Here is an 18,889-nt window from a genome sequence, read left to right on the forward strand (position 1 = left end):
CCGTGACCGCTACGCCTTCATCAGCTCCCGTAAGTTATCAGGCAATCATGCTTGCGAGCGTTCCTTCACAGTATCGAAATCTTCGCGAACAAGCATTTCGCCATTGCGCCAAGCAGGCACCAACTGATCGTCTGCCGGATCAATCGCGTCCAACCGGGCCGCGACCAAATTGCCCTTATCCAGTACAACAGCCTGACGCCCTGCCTTGCTGCCCTTTGTAGGATCGGTCGCAGGCGTCTTGGACACATCGCGCCAGTTGCCATCGGCATCCTTCAGCGCGTTGGCCTTCATCGCAAAGCGCAGCGTATCGCGGTTGACCTGCTGAAGCAGGCCGCCGCCCATGCCAAAAGCGATGTTGTCGATGGCAAAACCTTCCTCGATCATGCGGTCGACCAGGCGCGCAATGCTGTCGATGTTCATGCCGTCACCCTGGATCACCCGAACATGGGGGTCGAGCACACGATAGCCTTTGCTGTTGGTGGTGCCGCCAAACTTCTCCCACAAGGCTTTGACCGTACGCAGCGGGGTTTCGATCGGATCGCCGCTATCGGGCCGCACCACAAGAGTGCCCTTGCGGGTCAGCACCTTTTCACGAAGGGTCCCGCCCCAGATATCAGCCACGGCAGCATCGAGGTCATAGCTGTCGGAGACGACCGCCACGATCCGTCCCTCACCGTCGAAGGCGTCGAGCATATTCTCATACGCAGCCTCTTCGCGCGTCCGGCCCCAGCTGGTCATAGTGCTGTGCTCGGCGGCAGGGATCGAAAATCCTGCCATATCCGCGCCGTAATAACGCCGTGCGGCCATGATCCCTTCGAGCGTGTCGGACCCCATGAAATTGACAAGGTGTGCCATCCCGCCCAGCGCTGCGCTTTCACCGCTGGAAACACCGCGCGCGCCAAAGTCGTGCAGCTTGAAGGGCAGTTGCCCTTCGACATCGTCCGAGCTTTTTTCAAGCCCTGCGCGGATGATAGCCTTGCATTTCCAGCTCAGAGTGGCGACCGTGGTGGGATACCAGATTGCGCGAAGCAGAGCGGTTTCGATGAAAGTCGGCAGCCATGGCATGCGCTCATCGGTGTTCTCCACCTGCAACAATGGCACACCGGCAGGTGCGATTATGCCCTCGGGCAAGGCCTTGATCTCGATCGGCAAATAGCCTCCGTGATCAGCGACAATCGCATCCCAGCCCTCGCGGTTGAAGGGCACGCCGTGCGCCGTGCAGATGGCTTCGGCCTCATCGACATCGGCAGTGGTCACCGGCTTACCGAGATAGTCGATCAGGAACGGTTGCAGGCCAAGAAACAGAACGTCGTCCGAAAATTCGTTTAAACGGGCCTCGGCATAGGCGCTGATGACGCGCGCCTCGGGCGGGTATTGAAGAAAGTGGCTTTGTTTGTAGCTGTCGGTTGCCAAAATCAGATTGGTCATGATGTGAACTCCTCACATGTTTTCTTGGAATTGGCGGGACTCCCCCGCCGGTTGTCACAGGTCGGCCATCTGCTCGATAATCGACCAGTGATCTTCGAAGAGCATTTCCGGGGTCAGGTCACCGATGCGATACCAGCTGGCATGGGCCGCATCGTCCGCCCCCTTCACCTTGAACAGCTTGCGCCGCTCGGGCAGGCGAAAGAGGAATGCATGGGTAATGATCCGCCCACGCAAGGACCGGTTCGGCGCGTCGAACACCCTGGTGCGACTGTCCTCGATAAAGCTGGCGAGCATGGCGGGCGGGATCTGGCCTTTGCTGTCGGCAATGCCGGTTTCCTCGCGCAATTCGCGGATCGCACCGTCGCGGATACGCTCGCCTGCCTCGACGAAGCCGCCGGGCAGAGCCAGCAAGCCTTTGCCCGGCGTTTGGCCGCGCTCGATCAACAGGATATGGCCGGACTGTATCACGACGGCGTCGGCGGTGACGAAAGGCCCCGTGCCCCATCGTTTCGGATAGTCCGCCAGATATTCGACCTCTTCCAGAAGGGCGCGAAATTCGGCGCTGCTTTTGAACTCTTCGAGCTGCGCTGCCACGCCTTTCGATACAGCGGAGGCGGGAACTTCCGGAATGCGCTGAAAATAGCGCGCGCGAATGTCGGTCGCGTGGAACGTGGCATAAGCGCTGTCGACCTGAATGTTATCCCATTCGGGGAACATCTTGAGATAATAGGACGTGTCGTCGCTTCCGAACCCGGTTAACGCGATGCGGAAATCCGCTGTTCCCGCCGCACGAAACCCGCCGCTGTTTCCAGCGTCCAGGACAATGGCGTTCACCCGCCGCTGTACCTCGGCAACCCAGGCGGTGTCGGAATAAAGATGGTCGTCGAGCCGCTCAACGATCACGCGCCCCTCTGCCATTTCATAAGCGAAAGCAGAACGGATCATCGCCGCCCGCTCGTCATATGTGAACGGATTGCGCGGATCGCGCGCCACATTGGCCGATCCGACCATAACGATCAGGCACTTTACCTGATCCAGCGCGTGGCGGATGGTGTGCTCATGACCAAGATGGAGTGGTTGGAAGCGTCCGATAAAGACGCCAAAATCGGCCTTGCCTGATGCGTTGTTTGCCATTGTTCGAGACTCCCTCGATTGTATTGCCGCCCCGGACTCCCCGTGGGCTTTGAAAGTGATAGCAGTTTGTCGCGTCTAATTAAATACTTTTTGTATGTTATTATCTGAAAAAGTGTTAACGCGAGAGGAAAATTCGACTTCGATCGGCAATCCGGTGGCACAGCCGAGGGCGTCGATGAAACCATCTTGCTCCCCTTCCACGACATTCCCGTCCTCCAGCCACGCATAAAGGCCAGATGCCTGATCGAGACAGGTGACTGCCAGCGAGGCGGTTCCGGGATAAGCTGCAAGTTCGATATCACTGCGGATACGCTCACCCAGCCTTTGCGGGTCAATCAGGCCAAAACGCAGATCTTCCTGCCATGGATTGGGCCGATTTGTGGGATCATCGACGGTGAACCAGCGCGCAATGTCGCGCTCGTCTTCCATCGGGCCACGCCCGTGGCGAGTGAGGTAACACCGCGTGACATAGAGCGGATCGACCTCGGCGATCCCTGCCTCTGCCGCGATCGCTGCGATGTTCTCCATGCCGGTGTTGGACCGGGTAAGGAACGGGAAGCCCGCAGCATTCTGGTCGAGCAACAGGCCTTGCGCCCCCTCGAAGATTAGCGCTTCTTCATGGCCGATCCCGGCATCCGCCCGCAGGGTAACTTGCTGTGCAAACGCATTGCATTGATCGATGAAATTCTTGATCAGCATGTTGGACCTTGCAAATTCCAGCGGTCCGGTTTCGGGCTCAAGCTCCAGCTCGGCCAGCCGTGCAGGCAGCCACTCGTCGCGTATTGCGAGCAGTTTGTTTGCCAAGGCCGGGCTGTGCAGATCAGCAATAGAAAGCGGGGAATCCCCGGCTTCGCAGCGGCCCACCGTCTCGCCAAAGCCGAGGCCACAGCTGCCGTGCCGTTGGCCGCCGCGTGCCACCTCGATAGCCTGATTGACCATCATGTCCCACGGTGTGGTCACAAAGCCGCGCGGGTCGGCTGTCACGACCGGTACGGTTCCATGTTCGCGCAATTGCTCCAATTCTTGCGAAAACACGATTGGATGGGAAACCATGAAGCGCGACAGATGCGTTCGTGCACCATGAAATGCCGCCGATCCGATATGGTGGAAGACATGGCGCGCGCCATCCGGACGCACAACAGTATGCGCCGCCTGCGCGCCGCCATTGCTGCGCACAACCAATGCGGTGGGTCCGTGCGGGGTGGACAGCCAGTCGACCGTCCGCCCCTTGCCCTCATCGCCATAGCTGGCCCCGATGACTGCTCGCGCGCGCACGTTCAAACCCTCGCCCAGGGGAGCGCGCGCAAGGGTTCGGGCAGCAATTTGGCAAGACCTGATGCTGGCGGACGAGAGTAGCCACTCGCCGCCTCGATTGTCGCAACGATGGTTTCCGCCAGTTTCGCCGGATCGGGCAGATAAATTACACGTTGCGGCAGGATCGCTTCCCAAGATCTGCGGACCTCGCGCATGTTGCGGCGGGCATAGGACCCATCGACGATGATATGGAACACTTCATATGCCTCGCTCGCCAGTCGGACTGCCTCACGGCCGCTTACGCCGCGGCGCGCTTCGACCCCGAGGACCCGGGCCAGCTGGTCACGCTCAACACCATCCAGAACGGGCTCATCTCCGACCGTGAACAGGAAGCCGCGCTTGCCGCGCTTTTCCTTCGCATCGTGGATGGTTTTCAATGCGGCAAAGACATGGGCAAGGCAGTAACTCTCGCCCCGGTTCCCGCCTCCACCGCCTTCAAGCCACAACTCGCGCAATTGTTCGACAATGCGAAGATCTGCCTCGAACTGCGTCGCCTGCAAGGGCGCGCGGTCGCAAAAGGCATCGCCAATCGCCATCGCCATGACATGTGGATCGCTGACCGGCTTGCGGTCGATGAGCGCCGTGAAGGTCTCGTTTAATCCGCGCACGACGAGTTCTTCCGCAAGCACACCCATCGAGCCGGTCACATCAACCCCGATAATGATCGGCGTGGCCTCGGGGTTTTCCGCGCTGTCACGCGATTCCCTGACATTGATCCGCGCCGGGTCGTATTCATCCTTCATCCCGCGCGCGCCGAACAATTCGGAACGGCTGCGTCCGTGGACCGAGCTGGCCGCATAGCGGCTCCAATCTGTCCGGCTCCAGTTTCCGTGGCCCATAACAATTCTCCTTACCGATGCGGTTCGCAGCCAATCTGCAACTCGCTCAATAAAATGTATTTTGCATGTTATGCCTTAAGATGCAATATGCAGTTTATGTCAAAGCCTTTCGAGAAGCCGATCCTGACTGTGGATATTGTGCCGCTTACTCTGCGCGATGAGCGGCTCTGTGTGCTGCAAGCGATCAGGGACAAGGAGCCGTTTGCCGGGCAGGCTGCTTTGATTGGCGGCTATGTTCACGTCGATGAAGACGATCATCTGGGCGAAACCGCAAGGCGCGTTCTGGCCAGCAAAGCCAGCTTAACCGATCTTTACGTCGAACAGCTCTCGACCTTTTCAGGCGTAATGCGCGACCCGCGCGGGTGGTCCGCAAGCGTGGCCTATTTCTCACTATCGCCAATAGACACATTGGCTCCCGCGCTTGAGCGCGAGGAACTGCGACTTGTTCCGGTCAAACAGGCTTTGGGGATGCCATTCGATCACGACCGGATTCTGGCCGCTGCGCTTGAGCGTTTACGCGGCAAGGGTGCCTATTCAGACCTACCGGCGCGCTTTCTTCCCGATGAGTTCACGCTTTCCGAATTGCACGACGTCTATCAAATTGCGCTGGGTGAAAGACTCAATGTGGACGCCTTCCGCCGAAAGGTGATGGAGCGGGATTTTCTCGAAGAAACAGGCAGGAAGCGTCGCATGCCGGGCGCAAATCGACCGTCAGCCCTCTACCGGCTCAAATTCGAATATGCGCTGTTTGACCGGCGATTGTGAAGGTGCTGCTGCACTAAACAGCCGGTTTTCTCGGCTCCAGCTCGAAAAGCGGGCCGACCGCAACCCGGACCATCGATCCGATTGCGGCCACCCACTTTCATTCTTGCGATTCAGCCCTCAGTAAGAGTGGCTGTCTCCATCGCCGTCGCCGTGATTGTGGCCGCCGCCTGCGTGGGTCGCGCGTTCAGAACCGCCTGCGTTGCCGCCCATGCCAGCTTCCCACCAGTAGGCGCGGCGTCCACCGTCACCTGTGACGACTTCCTGCATCGTCTTGGCGTCATACATCCGCCCGCCGATCATCACGCTTTCGATCTTGTCGCTGTCGCGCACATTAATGGTGGGATCAGCGGTGAGGACCAGAAGATCAGCGAGCTTGCCGACTTCAAGACTGCCCACGTCCTTCTCCATGCCCAACGATTGCGCGGGGTAGATCGTCGCGGTCTTCAGCGCTTCTACGGCGCTAAAGCCGCCACGCGCAAAGCTCCAGATTTCCCAATGCGCGCCAAGGCCCGGCTGCTGACCGTGCGCGCCGATCGACACCTTCACCCCGCGGTCGGAAAGCTTCTTGGCCTCGCGTGCGGCATTGTCATCAACGAAGGCCCATTCGGGTGCCTTTGTTCGCCGCGCGTTATTCGCCAAAAGCACTTTGGGCGGTGAGTGGATCATCAGCGGGTGTTCGAACACATCGGTCGCCTGACGCCAGTACGGATCGCCCGCAAGGCCACCGTATGTGACCGCCAGAGTGGGCGTATAATTGGTATTGGATTGACCAAAGAATTGCAGCACGTCTTCGTAAAAGACATCGCCGGGCACGTTGTGCTCCATGGTCGAATTGCCATCTGCGATGAGGTTCATATCCATCCCGAACAGCGAGCCCCCCTCGGCCACGACCAGCATGTTCTCCTCAGCGGACGCGCGCGCAACCATCTGGCGCTGTTCGCGGCGCGGCTGGTTGTAATTCTTGATCGAGATACCGCCCTGCGCCTTGATCCGGCGAACATGGGCGAGCGCTTCTTCGTAAGTGTCAATCCGCGCATAGACGGATGGAGCCTTTGCGCCGTAGACGATCTCTCCGGTTGAGAAGATGCGCGGTGCAAGAAGCTTGCCTGCCATCTGCCGCTCGGCCGAGGCGAAGATCAGGCTCGCATCGCTGGACGGGTTGTGCGTGGTTGTGGTGCCCAAAGCCAGATCCTGAACGAGGCTCCAGTTCTGCTGCGGGATGAGCTCGTCCGTGCCATGCGGCCCGTGGTGGTGCGCGTCCACGAAACCGGGCATGACCACCTTGCCGCTTGCATCGACCATGGTGGCTCCTGCCGGCACGTTCACCTCTCCCGCAGCACCAATCGCCGCGATCCGGTCCCCTTCGATGATGATAACGCCGTTCTCGATGACGCCAGCATCTTCGGCACCAAGGCCAGCGGCCATAGTGAGGATTTTTGCGCCCGTGATCGCAACGGTCACCGATGGCACAGGCTTGCTGACCGTGACCGCCATTGAAATCGCGCTGTCCGGTGTTTCATAGCCAGCGTCCTCGTCGTCCTCGCCTTTGGGCTTGGAAGCGAAGAAATCGCTGACCTGCGCCTGCTTGAGTTCTGGGCCAATCGACCAGAACAAGGTCTCACCCCCGCGCGCCCAGCCCATGAAGTCTGCGCCGCCCTTGGAGACCATAGTGATCGGCACTGGCCCCTTGGTCTCGTTCACATCGACCGGCTTGCCGCCGGGGATCACCGGCATGGCGAACACTTCGTAATTCTGACGGAAAGCAATTGTCTCACCATCGGGCGCAATGCGGAAGTCGTTGACCAGGCTTCCGGTCGCGTGGGTGCGCACCTTCTCACCGTCTAAGTCAGACGACATGAGAGCGAGCTTGTCCCCTTCGCGTCCGACCATGAAAAGCCGCTCGTTTGATGCGCCGAATTGCGGGGTGGAGCCGGTGCGCGTGACGAACATGGGATCGCCGCCGCTCGCCGCTTGCAGATAGATGCCCGGATTTTCCGATTGCTCTGGCGCAGTAAGATAGCCGCCGCGGCGTTTTTCGTAAGCGATCGTCCGCCCATCGGGTGACCAGGCAAGGTTCGCGTAATGGCCGGGCGCAGGCGATACAACGCGCGCGTTCGCACCATTTGCGTTCGCCACCACAATCTCGCCAAGCCCTTCATCGGTCCAGCGCACAAAGGCGAGCTTTGAGCCGTCACGGCTAAAGGCAGGATAAGCCTCAACCGCATCGCTGGTATCGCCCGTCATCGGGCGAGCACCATCGCGCCCGCGCGCGGATTTGGTGTGCAATTTGCCGAGCGTTTCAAACACGACGCGGCTGCCATCAGGTGAGAGCATGCCGAATTTGGCCATTCTGGTGGTGAAGCGATCAGGTGCGACTTCGATAACCGGATGCGGCGCATCGGCAATGCCGCGCGTGTCATTCACGCTGAAGGGGATCACCGCATGGTTCGCCCCGTCGCGGTCCACCCGGTTGAGTTTGCCGCCAGCCCAAAAGACGATTGAGCCGCCATCCGGCGTCCAGTCCATATTGGGATAGACGCCTGTGACCGCCCAGGTTTCCTGCACATCGAGGTCAAGCGCATCGTAAATCATCCGCTCGCGCCCGCTTGCGATGTCTTTCACCCAAAGCTGAGAGGTGTCCTTATAGCGGCGGACAAAGGCGATCTCCTTGCCATCAGGCGAAGGCGCCGGGCGCACTGCGCCGCCATAGCCATCAACCACGGTAGAAACCTCGCCGGTCTCAAGGTCGTGTTTTTCAATCGCAAACACGCCAGCATTGGAATCCTGCGCGTAGATGAATGTGTTCCCGCCGGTCGTATTGCGGGTGTAGTAAATCGCCTTGCCATCGGGCGCAAAGATCGGTTCGCCCAGCTCCTTTTGCAGCTCTTCATCGCGCCGCTCAACCACCTGGACGCCGCCACCGCCAGAGACATGGTACATCCAGATCTCGCCTGTGCCGAGTGAACGCTGGGTCGTGAAATGCTTCTTGGCTGCAATAAAGCGCCCGTCGGGTGACCAGGTGGGCTGGTTCAAGAGGCGAAAGTCTTCCTTGGTCAGTTGGCGCTTGTCCGAACCGTCCGCGTTCATGATCCAGATATTGTCGCCGCCGCCACGATCAGACGTGAAGGCGATCAGCGATCCGTCAGGTGAAAAGCGCGGGTGCACCTCCCACGCGAGACCATCAGCAATCCGCCTCGCCGCGCCGCCAGTGATCGGAACGGTGTAGATATCGCCCAGCATGGTGAAAGCGATGGTTCTCCCATCCGGCGACACATCGACGTCCATCCACGTACCTTCATCGGTCTGGATAGGAACTTCGCGGATAGTCGCGCCGGGGGGAGCCTGAATATCCCATTTGGCGTCATCCTCACCCTCATGATCATCCGCAAGTGCGACACTGGCGCTCGCCAGAACGGTCCCTGAAAGCATCGCGGTCACAAAACGGCGAACGGTAAAACGGCGCATATTCAAAAACTCCAATGTCAGACACCTATGACTGGTAGTCTGGCTCTAATCCAATGTCACGAGGCCCGCATCTGCGCGGCCGTTATTCAGCCTTTGGCCGCGTCGATGTAGCGCGACACGTTCTTGGCGAGCACATCCATCGGCACATTCCCGCCCAGGATGACGGCATCGTTGAACGCCTTCAAATCGTAAGCATCGCCAAGCTCGCTTTGCGCTTTGGTGCGCAAATCGGCAATCCTGCTATGGCCCAATTTGTAGCCCGTCGCCTGCCCTGGCCAGCTGCAATAGCGGTCGACCTCGCTTGCGACTTCCTGCTCTTTGGAACCATTGCGCTCGACAAAGAATTTGACGGCGCGCTCCCTGCTCCAGCCCTTGGAGTGGAGGCCAGTGTCGACCACCATCCGGCAGGCACGGAAGGCAAGGCTTTGCAAATAGCCCAGCCGCCCGACCTTGAAGTCATCATAGGCGCCCAGTTCGTCCGCCAATTGTTCGGCATAAAGCGCCCAACCTTCCGAAAACGGATTAAAAGCAAGGATCGAGCGGATCAGCGGCAGGCGGTTGGCATATTCGCCCTCCCAAACATGGCCCGGAATGGTCTCGTGATAGGTGAGGTCGGCAAGGTCATACTTGCGGTGCAGATCGGTCGTGCGAAGGTTGATCCACATGCGCCCCGGAATGGTGCCATCCTTGCTGCCAGCCCCGCCATAGGCCCCCGGCGCACCGGGTTCTTCGGAGAGCGGCAGGCGGCGCACCTCAAGATTAGGATCGACCAGCGTGTTGAACGCGCGCGGCATCTCGCCTTTGATCCATTCAATACGATCTTTGATGAAGGCCATGATCTCGGCGCGTCCGGGATCGCCTTCTGCAAATTTGTAGCGAGGGTCTTGGCTGAGCCCCTGCATCCGCTCACCCACAGTTCCCTTGGTAAACCCGATTTCGCGCAGAATCGGATCCATCCTGGCATGTAGTTGTTCGAGTTCTTCCAGACCCTGATTGTGAATCTCATCGGCGGTCATATTGGTGGTGGTGCTGGAGCGCAGGGCCCATGCGTACCATTCTTCCCCCTTGGGACGCTCGCGCATTCCGGGGTCATCTGTCGCAAGGCCGCGTTGCCGTTTTAGCTCTGCAAGCTGGCGCTTGAGGGCTGCGACAACTTGCTCACTTTCGACCTTGGCGGCTTCTTCAACCGGAGGGTTCTTGAGCTCCGCCTCTGCGGATCGCTCAGACAGCGAGGAAGTGAACAATTCTGCCCGCTCGGCGGTGGCGATCGTGCTCTCCATTTGGGCGATCGCTTTGTCGATGAGGAAGCCGGGCGGGACCACACCCATATCGGCTGCCGCCGTCATCCGCTCCAACTCGCCATCGAAAACGGCAGGCATCTGCTTCATGCGCTCAAGGTAGAAGTCCGCGTCATCCTCGTCGGCAATCGGGTGGCTGGAATCCATAAAGCGCGGCAAGTCGAGATAAGAGCCAACGTTCTGGATCACCACATAAGGCGCGGTCCGCCAGCTGCCGACAGGGATGTCGCCATAAGGCAGGGCGAGCCCGTCCAGCGCGACTTGATAGCCGCTTTCAACCGCCTCAAAGCTGGTGAGCTGCTCTGGGCTTAAATCATCTCGCGGATAGGATTTGGTCATCTCCAGATCGCGGCGTAGGGTCGCGGCAAGAGCATCCTGCCCCGCCTGGGATTGGTCTTCGAGCTTGCCACGCAGGTCAGCAAATTCACCGACATCCACGCCAAGGCTCGTTGCGCGTTCGGGTTCATGACGAAGCAGATTGAAGCCGACTTGTTCGAGCCAATCGTCAGGGCTCAGCGATGTCACCGGGCCGTCATCGCCGATCATTTTGCATCCGGTGAGGCTGAGCGCGGTGGTTGCGCCAAGGCCGGCGAGGATCTGGCGGCGGGTTACGTCAAAGTGTCTTTGGTTCATGGCATCAGGGTTTGGCGCGCGAGTTTGATCAAGTCAAACTGCGGCTGCCAGACCGCACTGCGTTCGCTCTGAGGTGCGGTTTCCCGGTCTCCAAGAGGACCGGGCAAAGACACAATGGGTAATCTCAACCCGGCATACAGGGTGCAGCTTTGCCAAGACTATAGCGTTATTCCACCTAACCCTGCGTCAGCGCCGACCTTACGCTGGCAATGTTGCGCCTACTGACTGGTACGGTGCTGCCGTCGGACATCTCCAGATTTCCTGTGCCTGCACTCTCGCGGGTTAACGATTTGACGAACGACGCGTTGACTATGTGCGAGCGGTGCACCCGGATAAAGCCGTCCGATAGCTCGCGTTCCAACGCCGCAAGGCTCGCGCTGTAGAGGGCGCTGCGCCCATTGCTCAGAAACACTTCCACATAATCGCCCGCCCCGCTGAAACGCACAATGTCACTGGCTTCGACAAATTCGACCTTGCCATTGCTGGTGAGCTCAATGCGTTTTGGAGCGCTGTCCTCGGCCACCGGGCTCGCAGTCAATCCGCCGCCGCGCGCTTGCCCGAAAAACAGCCAAAGCAGGCCCGCCGAAACCAACAGAAAGAGGATAGTGTCGAGAAAGAACCCGCCAAGCCAATAGATCACAACTGCAAGTACCGAGCTGATAAGCGCCAACCACGCCCCGCTGCGATTGCCTTGCCCAAAGTACGCGGTCACCCCGGCTATCCCTGTTGCGAGCATGGCGGTGACAAAGACGAGGCCGGTTTTCAGGTCAAAGCCGGGCTGAAACGCGCTGATTGCGAGCATTACGGCAAGCACGGCTGACAAGGCTATCAAACGTCGCCGCGGGTAGGCCCTGAAAAGGAGCAGCAACACATAGGCGACAAAGCTTAGGCTCAAAAAAATCGCGAAAGTGAGGATCAGCGACAATCGCAAGTCGTGCAATGGATAGGGGTATGGCATTATGTCGCGCGCGGCTTCCGCTGCGAGCTGCAAGGCGGCAGCCAGCGATAGCGCAGCGATCAGCGCTGAACCTGCACGATCATCGCCGCGAAATGACCGCACGCCAAAAAACACAAAGCCTGCGACAAACAGCCCCAGGGTGACGAGTGCAAACCAAGTCGCTGGCCCTGGCTGGCGCGGGTCACGATAGGGCTCTAGAGCCATGTTGTGGATCGGCGAGTTGAGCGTGATACCGCCGTTCATCGAAGACAGGCGCATCACAAGACGGTTTTCTCCCGGCTTTAGCGTTCCTTCCGGTACGAAGAACACCGCATCCATATCGCCGGGATCTTCGCTGCTATGCGATGCGCCCGGTTTGCCGTTCGTACCAATCGGCACTCCATTCAGGCTAGCCTCGCTTGAAGCCTTCGCGCTTACGAAAAGGCCGAGCGGTTTACCCAGCGCAAGCAGAGTGGGTTCTGCATCGAAGACTATCTCGACCCATAGCATCCGGTCTTGTGGGTCAGCCTGATAGAATGGGACTGAGCGGCAATTCGCGTCCGCAAAATCGGGGAGCACTTCAGAGGTCAAATCCGCATCACAAACGAGCGCTGGATGATCAATGAGGCTCTGATAATCCTGCGCCTTCGCTGCGACAGAGACTGTCAGGAATGACAAGAAGAGGATGGCGAAGCGAAACACTGCGACATGTATAGCTTCCGATAAACGGGAAGTCCCCCCGCTCACCGATTAGAACCCCCCGTTTACAGATCGCCCCCTGTTCAAAGCCAGCACATCGGCCAGTTTCAGGCTCAATCCACGATCAACCATTCGGAAAGAGCCGTTATGAAAAAACCACAAATTGTCAGTGCCCTTGCACTTTTGATGGCTGCCAGTTCCCTCACCTTCTCGCCTGGCTCTGCGCACGCTGCGCCCAATGAAGAAGCGATCACTTTTGAGGCTGCCACTGGCGAAAGCGTGGAGGCCTATCGCGGAACGCTAACCGTGCCGATGAACCGCAGCGATCCGAACAGCGGGACGACCAAGCTCGCCTATGTACGCTTTCCGGCAACGACAGACTCGCCCGGCAGTCCGATTGTTTATCTCTCAGGCGGGCCCGGTGGCTCTGGAATTGGCACGGCCAGAGGCGAGCGTTTCCCCCTTTTCATGGCGATGCGCCAGCACGGCGATGTCATCGCATTCGACCAACGCGGCACTGGCCAGTCTGAGAAGCCAGAACGCTGCGTTTCCAGCGTCACGATTGGCGACATGGAGCGGATCAGCGACGATGAGCATAACAAGCGTTACCGCCAAGCCGCGCGCGAATGCGCGGCGCGCTGGCAGGACGCGGGCGTTGACCTGCGCGGCTTTAACACCATTGAAAGCGCACGGGACCTTTCTGATCTTCGCAAACACCTGGGCGCGGATCAAATTTCGCTGTGGTCGATTTCTTATGGGAGCCATCTGGCTTTGGCGGCCCTTTCCGCAATCCCTGATGAACTGGACCGCGTGATCATGGCGGCGACTGAGGGGCTCGACCAAACGGTCAAATTGCCTGCGCGCACCCTTGGCTACTTTGAACGCTTGCAGGCTGCCGTTGATGCACAGCCAGAAGCCGCGCAACTTTATCCCGATATTCTGGACCTGATGAACCGCGTCCATGCAAAGCTCGACGCCGAACCGATGACTGTCACCGTGCCAAAGCGTGACGGGACCAGTTATGACCTGCTTTTACAAAAGCGTCATTTGCAGCAATTCCTGGGTGGTTTGATTGCTGATCCCCAATATGCGGCAGTCGCTCTGATGATGTACCGCCAGATTGATGAGGGCGACCCGACTTTGATCACCTTTATTCTACAACGTTTCTGGACCCCGGACGAGCCGATCACATTGTCTGCGATGTCGCTGTTAATGGACCGGGCGTCGGGCATCACGCCTGCTCGCCTCAAGGCATTTCAACAGCAGGCGGAGAGTTCTCCTGTTGGCGAATACTTGAATTTCCCGATGCCGCAGGTTCTTGATGAACTGCAGTCAGTCGATTTGGGGCCGGATTTTCGTGACGGGCCGTTTGGGGATACGCCGGTCCTTATGTTGACCGGGACGCTGGACGGGCGGACCTATCCCGAAGCGCATCTTGAAGCGACGGCTGGCCTCACCAATGTCCAGCATATCGTGGTCGAGAACACCGGCCATAACCTGTTTATGACGACGCCAAAGGTTGGCGAGGCGATGCACTCTTTTATGCGCGGCGAAACGGCTAAGTCTGATCGTATATTCGTCGAAGCGCCGGACTTTTCCAAACTGCCCAATTTGGGGGGCTGACCGCTCCTTGATCGGCACTAGAGTCCTGACAATCATCGGACGATCATTCCCTCGCCTAAGATAGCGGCCGGGTTGCTTTGCGTCTGACACTGTGCCCGGAGCGCAGTTCTGGCTTTTAAACTGTCTCAAACAAAGGGGCAGTTCTTCACTTCCCGACCCCATAGCGACCAAATCCAAATTGATGAATTTGCGGATGTTCGAATAGACCCACGTTGGGTCGGTCAGAGCGTCAGATTTTTCGAACTCTTCGCATCCTCCAAAAACTCATTGGCCCAGTCATAATCCTGTTTTCCAGTAGGCGAGCGCTGGACCTGATCTGCTATTATGATGCTTTTCGGGCATTTATACCCGGCCAATCGTTCGCGCAGGATAGCGGAGATTTTAATCTGCTGACCAAGATCCTCCAAAGCTGCGATATGAAAGAGGGGTTAGAAGCCTTTATTGAAAAGCGGAAACCGGTTTGGTGAGGTTCCTGATATTGCATCCACTGGGATTGGTTTGAGGGTTCAACGACAAAAGCCCCACTGGTGACAGCGGGGCTTTTTGTAGCAGGTTTTCAGTGTGATGCTGGTTGCGGGAGTTGGATTTGAACCAACGACCTTCAGGTTATGAGCCTGACGAGCTACCGGACTGCTCCATCCCGCGCTACCTAGCTTGAGCGTCGGAGCCGCGAGGGCTCCGGAAACGCCAAAAGGGCCAGCCCGTGAGGCAAGCCCTTTGACAGTGAATGGGTTATTTCCAGCACACCCTGCATAAGGGCTTCCACAAGCTACAATGCCTGGCGGCGACCTACTCTTCCATGCCTTAAGACATAGTACCATCGGCGCTAACTGGTTTCACGGCCGAGTTCGAGATGGGATCGGGTGGGTCACAGTCGCTAAGACCACCAAGCAATGAAGCTTGTGGATGTGCGGGTTTTAAATCGATGTAGTTTAGTGATTGAGCGTCTGGCCGGAGTATTTCTCCACCACAAGACGGGCACTGCGCAAGCAGGCCTGTCATTGACAGTGCGAATTCTCAAGCACGAATAAATCATTAGTACCAGTTAGCTCCACACATTACTGCGCTTCCACACCTGGCCTATCAACGTCATGGTCTCTGACGGATCTAAAATACCTTATCTTAAGGGAGGCTTCCCGCTTAGATGCTTTCAGCGGTTATCCCGTCCATACATAGCTACTCTGCGGCACTCCTGGCGGAATGACAGATACACCAGAGGTATGTTCACCCCGGTCCTCTCGTACTAGGGGCAACTCCTTTCAAGTATCGACGCCCACGGCAGATAGGGACCAAACTGTCTCGCGACGTTCTGAACCCAGCTCACGTACCACTTTAATTGGCGAACAGCCAAACCCTTGGGACCTGCTCCAGCCCCAGGATGTGATGAGCCGACATCGAGGTGCCAAACACTGCCGTCGATATGAGCTCTTGGGCAGTATCAGCCTGTTATCCCCGGCGTACCTTTTATCCGTTGAGCGATGGCCCTTCCACGAGGGACCACCGGATCACTATGACCGACTTTCGTCTCTGCTCGACCTGTCGGTCTCGCAGTCAGGCATGCTTATGCCATTGCACTCTTGCAGCCGGTTTCCAACCGGCCTGAGCATACCATCGCGCGCCTCCGTTACTCTTTAGGAGGCGACCGCCCCAGTCAAACTACCCGCCATAGAGGGTCCCTGGTCCGGATAACGGACCTAGGTTAGACATCAGAAAACAACAGGGTGGTATTTCACAGGTTGGCTCCACTCGGACTGGCGCCCAAGTTTCAAAGCCTCCCACCTATTCTACACAGTTCTTTCCTAATGCCACTCTAAAGCTGCAGTAAAGGTGCACGGGGTCTTTCCGTCTAACCGCGGGTACTCCGCATCTTCACGGAGAATTCAATTTCGCTGAGCATATCCTGGAGACAGTGGGGAAGTCGTTACGCCATTCGTGCAGGTCGGAACTTACCCGACAAGGAATTTCGCTACCTTAGGACCGTTATAGTTACGGCCGCCGTTTACTTGGGCTTCAATTCGGAGCTTGCACTCCTCCTCTTAACCTTCAAGCACCGGGCAGGCGTCAGACCCTATACGTCGTCTTGAAGCCGACTTAGCAGAGTCCTGTGTTTTTGATAAACAGTCGCTACCCCCTGGCCTGTGCCCCCTCCACACTGGTTGCCCAGTGAGAGGGCCTCCTTCTTCCGAAGGTACGGAGGCAATTTGCCGAGTTCCTTCAGGATACTTCTCTCAAGCGCCTTGGTATACTCTACCTGACCACCTGTGTCGGTTTCGGGTACGGTCTATATGAAGAGGCTATTTCCTGGAACATCTTGGCAGCATGCCCAATCCAATAAGGACACACTACTTCCGACATCCGTCACACATCTTCAGGCCCACGAATATTAACGTGGTTCCCATCGACTACCCCCTTCGGGCTCGTCTTAGGGGCCGGCTTACCCTGCTCCGATTAGCGTTGAGCAGGAACCCTTGGTCTTTCGGCGAGAGGGCATCTCACCCTCTTTATCGCTACTCATGTCAGCATTCGCACTTCCGATATGTCCACCATCGGTTACCCTTTGGCTTCAACCACTTACGGAACGCTCCGCTACCGCTCATAGTAAACTATGAACCCTAAGCTTCGGTGCATATCTTTAGCCCCGTTACATCTTCGCCGCAGGAACCCTTATTTAGACCAGTGAGCTGTTACGCTTTCTTTAAAGGATGGCTGCTTCTAAGCCAACCTCCTGGTTGTTTTGGGATTCCCACATGCTTTCCCACTTAGATATGACTTGGGGACCTTAGCTGTAGGTTAGGGCTGTTTCCCTTTTGACGACGGACCTTAGCACCCGCCGTCTGTCTGCCAGACTAGACTCATTGGTATTCGGAGTTTGGTTAGAATTGGTACCGCTCGCGCAGCCCGCGTCCATCCAGTGCTCTACCCCCAATGGCAAAAATCTGACGCTCTACCTCAATAGATTTCGCGGAGAACCAGCTATTTCCCGGCTTGATTGGCCTTTCACCCCTAAACACAAGTCATCCGAGCATTTTTCAACATGCAACGGTTCGGTCCTCCAGTGCGTGTTACCGCACCTTCAACCTGCTCATGCCTAGATCGCCGGGGTTCGGGTCTAATCCAACATACTCAGTCGCCCTATTCAGACTCGCTTTCGCTTCGCCTACACCTAACGGCTTAAGCTTGCATGCTAGATTAAGTCACTGACCCATTATGCAAGAGGTACGCTGTCACCCCCTATGGGGCTCCAACTGCTTGTAAGCATCCGGTTTCAGGTACTGTTTCACTCCCCTAATCGGGGTGCTTTTCACCTTTCCCTCACGGTACTGTGTTCGCTATCGGTCATGTACGAGTATTTAGGCTTGGAGGGTGGTCCCCCCATATTCAGACAGAATTTCACGTGTTCCGCCCTACTCAAGTCCTTTTCTAGTCTTTTCGCATACGGGACTATCACCCACTATGGTCTCACTTTCCAGAGAGTTTTGCTAATAATAGAAAAGGCACTGGCCTGGTCCCGGTTCGCTCGCCACTACTACGGGAATCTCGGTTGATGTCTTTTCCTCCGGGTACTGAGATGTTTCAGTTCCCCGGGTTTGCTTCACCAAAGCTATATATTCACTAAGGTGATACCTTATCCACCTCTCTCGTTACCCACACCAATCCGAAGACTGGAGCGCATAATGAAAGAAATGGTGAAGGTGGGTTTCCCCATTCGGAAATCGCCGGATCAAAGATTGCTCACATCTCCCCGACGCTTATCGCAGCGTGCCACGTCCTTCTTCGCCTGTACATGCCAAGGCATCCACCAAATGCTCTTACCTCACGCTTGAGAATCCACACTATCAACGACAGGCCTGCATAAAGTCCTGTGCGTCTTCACGATAGTGAGGAGAAATTATCTCAGCCAGATAATCAATTTGATTAATGTTGTGATGCATAGAATATACGTTTGGCGGGTCGGCTAGACCTTCCAAACAATCTATGCGCCACGGCATCGATTTAAAAACCCATTCACAATGTCAAATGCTCGGCGCCAATGCGCCTACTCGCGTATCCAGCAAAAGCCGGATGCGAGATCTCTTTCGTTTCATCTATCAGATATAAATGCCTGGTGGAGCCTATCGGGATCGAACCGATGACCCCCTGCTTGCAAAGCAGGTGCTCTCCCAGCTGAGCTAAGGCCCCTAGTAGTTAAGGCATCACCTAAAATAGGTGGTGGGCCTGAGAAGATTTGAACTTCTGACCTCACCCTTATCAGGGGTGCGCTCTAACCAACTGAGCTACAGGCCCACATCTACCGATACCGACTGCCTCTAAGAATAGAGGCTGCCGCAACGGGCGTGAGCCGGCTCAGGCAAACAGCAAACAACCAACCTTACGGTCAGCGCGCTTGCTGTATCTGATTGATGAAAGGACATGAGGACGACGGCAATGTTCTTTGGAACTTGCGAAGCACTTCCGAACACTAGGCCCGGCGCTTTCGCTTGTATCCTTAGAAAGGAGGTGATCCAGCCGCAGGTTCCCCTACGGCTACCTTGTTACGACTTCACCCCAGTCGCTGATCCCACCGTGGCTAGCTGCCTCCTAAAAGGTTAGCGCACTATCTTCGGGTGAAACCAACTCCCATGGTGTGACGGGCGGTGTGTACAAGGCCTGGGAACGTATTCACCGCGGCATGCTGATCCGCGATTACTAGCGATTCCGCCTTCATGCTCTCGAGTTGCAGAGAACAATCCGAACTGAGATATCTTTTGGAGATT

Annotated in this window: 9 protein-coding genes, 3 tRNA genes and 3 rRNA genes (1 of these 15 cut by a window edge); 2 read left to right on the forward strand and 13 right to left on the reverse strand. The window is 57.3% G+C overall.

Annotated elements, in window-relative coordinates:
• Window positions 1-45: 45 nt before the first annotated feature.
• The 4 genes from AC0V6Q_RS09110 to AC0V6Q_RS09125 all read right to left on the reverse strand — a co-directional run bounded on the left by AC0V6Q_RS09110 (window position 46) and on the right by AC0V6Q_RS09125 (window position 4,715).
• Window positions 46-1,428 carry a nicotinate phosphoribosyltransferase gene (locus AC0V6Q_RS09110; protein WP_486168073.1) on the reverse strand — a complete coding sequence of 461 codons (1,383 nt, stop codon included), beginning with the start codon at window positions 1,426-1,428 and terminating at the stop codon, window positions 46-48.
• A gap of 54 nt (window positions 1,429-1,482) precedes the next feature.
• A complete protein-coding gene (locus AC0V6Q_RS09115) occupies window positions 1,483-2,562 on the reverse strand; it encodes a bifunctional nicotinamide-nucleotide adenylyltransferase/Nudix hydroxylase (protein ID WP_486168074.1) in 1,080 nt (359 codons plus the stop codon).
• Window positions 2,563-2,637: 75 nt separating this feature from the next.
• Entirely contained in the window at window positions 2,638-3,837 is a 1,200-nt protein-coding gene (locus AC0V6Q_RS09120) for an adenylosuccinate synthetase (protein WP_486168075.1), read from the reverse strand.
• 2 nt (window positions 3,838-3,839) lie between these two features.
• Window positions 3,840-4,715 (reverse strand): hypothetical protein, encoded by an 876-nt coding sequence (locus AC0V6Q_RS09125; RefSeq protein ID WP_486168076.1) that lies wholly within the window; start codon window positions 4,713-4,715, stop codon window positions 3,840-3,842.
• Window positions 4,716-4,802: 87 nt separating this feature from the next.
• Between AC0V6Q_RS09125 and AC0V6Q_RS09130 the strand changes: the two genes are divergently transcribed.
• Entirely contained in the window at window positions 4,803-5,480 is a 678-nt protein-coding gene (locus tag AC0V6Q_RS09130; protein WP_486168077.1) for an NUDIX hydrolase, read from the forward strand.
• A gap of 117 nt (window positions 5,481-5,597) precedes the next feature.
• Here the strand turns inward: AC0V6Q_RS09130 and AC0V6Q_RS09135 are convergent, their stop codons facing one another.
• The 3 genes from AC0V6Q_RS09135 to AC0V6Q_RS09145 all read right to left on the reverse strand — a co-directional run bounded on the left by AC0V6Q_RS09135 (window position 5,598) and on the right by AC0V6Q_RS09145 (window position 12,515).
• Complete coding sequence (locus tag AC0V6Q_RS09135) at window positions 5,598-8,945, reverse strand: amidohydrolase family protein (protein WP_486168078.1); 3,348 nt, start codon at window positions 8,943-8,945, stop codon at window positions 5,598-5,600.
• Window positions 8,946-9,031: 86 nt separating this feature from the next.
• Entirely contained in the window at window positions 9,032-10,876 is a 1,845-nt protein-coding gene (locus tag AC0V6Q_RS09140; protein WP_486168079.1) for a DUF885 domain-containing protein, read from the reverse strand.
• A 175-nt stretch (window positions 10,877-11,051) separates the two neighbouring features.
• A complete protein-coding gene (locus AC0V6Q_RS09145) occupies window positions 11,052-12,515 on the reverse strand; it encodes a LytR/AlgR family response regulator transcription factor (protein ID WP_486168080.1) in 1,464 nt (487 codons plus the stop codon).
• A 144-nt stretch (window positions 12,516-12,659) separates the two neighbouring features.
• Here AC0V6Q_RS09145 and AC0V6Q_RS09150 point away from each other — a divergent pair, with 144 nt between their 5' ends.
• Window positions 12,660-14,135, forward strand: coding sequence for an alpha/beta hydrolase (locus AC0V6Q_RS09150; RefSeq protein ID WP_486168081.1), 1,476 nt, complete (start codon window positions 12,660-12,662; stop codon window positions 14,133-14,135).
• A gap of 568 nt (window positions 14,136-14,703) precedes the next feature.
• On the opposite strand, the gene AC0V6Q_RS09155 is transcribed toward AC0V6Q_RS09150, so the two are convergent.
• The 6 genes from AC0V6Q_RS09155 to AC0V6Q_RS09180 all read right to left on the reverse strand — a co-directional run.
• Window positions 14,704-14,780 (reverse strand) — tRNA-Met (locus AC0V6Q_RS09155).
• 131 nt (window positions 14,781-14,911) lie between these two features.
• Window positions 14,912-15,026, reverse strand: a 5S ribosomal RNA gene (rrf, locus tag AC0V6Q_RS09160).
• Between the two features lie 122 nt (window positions 15,027-15,148).
• Window positions 15,149-17,961, reverse strand: a 23S ribosomal RNA gene (locus AC0V6Q_RS09165).
• A 277-nt stretch (window positions 17,962-18,238) separates the two neighbouring features.
• Window positions 18,239-18,314: transfer RNA gene (locus AC0V6Q_RS09170), tRNA-Ala, on the reverse strand.
• 28 nt (window positions 18,315-18,342) lie between these two features.
• Window positions 18,343-18,419: transfer RNA gene (locus AC0V6Q_RS09175), tRNA-Ile, on the reverse strand.
• Between the two features lie 206 nt (window positions 18,420-18,625).
• A 16S ribosomal RNA gene (locus tag AC0V6Q_RS09180) occupies window positions 18,626-18,889 on the reverse strand; it runs 1,222 nt beyond the window's last position.
• Together the 16S, 23S and 5S rRNA genes with 3 tRNA genes alongside form the textbook arrangement of a ribosomal RNA operon.

The sequence above is a fragment of the Erythrobacter sp. S227 genome, assembly GCF_057364925.1.

What these genes read in the sequence shown, in the direction of transcription:
- AC0V6Q_RS09135 (WP_486168078.1), bottom strand. Translation starts at nt 8,945, where the DNA reads ATGCGCCGTTTTACCGTTCGCCGTTTTGTGACCGCGATGCTTTCAGGG.
- AC0V6Q_RS09130 (WP_486168077.1), top strand. Translation starts at nt 4,803, where the DNA reads ATGCAGTTTATGTCAAAGCCTTTCGAGAAGCCGATCCTGACTGTGGAT.
- AC0V6Q_RS09115 (WP_486168074.1), bottom strand. Translation starts at nt 2,562, where the DNA reads ATGGCAAACAACGCATCAGGCAAGGCCGATTTTGGCGTCTTTATCGGA.
- AC0V6Q_RS09150 (WP_486168081.1), top strand. Translation starts at nt 12,660, where the DNA reads ATGAAAAAACCACAAATTGTCAGTGCCCTTGCACTTTTGATGGCTGCC.
- AC0V6Q_RS09140 (WP_486168079.1), bottom strand. Translation starts at nt 10,876, where the DNA reads ATGAACCAAAGACACTTTGACGTAACCCGCCGCCAGATCCTCGCCGGC.
- AC0V6Q_RS09110 (WP_486168073.1), bottom strand. Translation starts at nt 1,428, where the DNA reads ATGACCAATCTGATTTTGGCAACCGACAGCTACAAACAAAGCCACTTT.
- AC0V6Q_RS09125 (WP_486168076.1), bottom strand. Translation starts at nt 4,715, where the DNA reads ATGGGCCACGGAAACTGGAGCCGGACAGATTGGAGCCGCTATGCGGCC.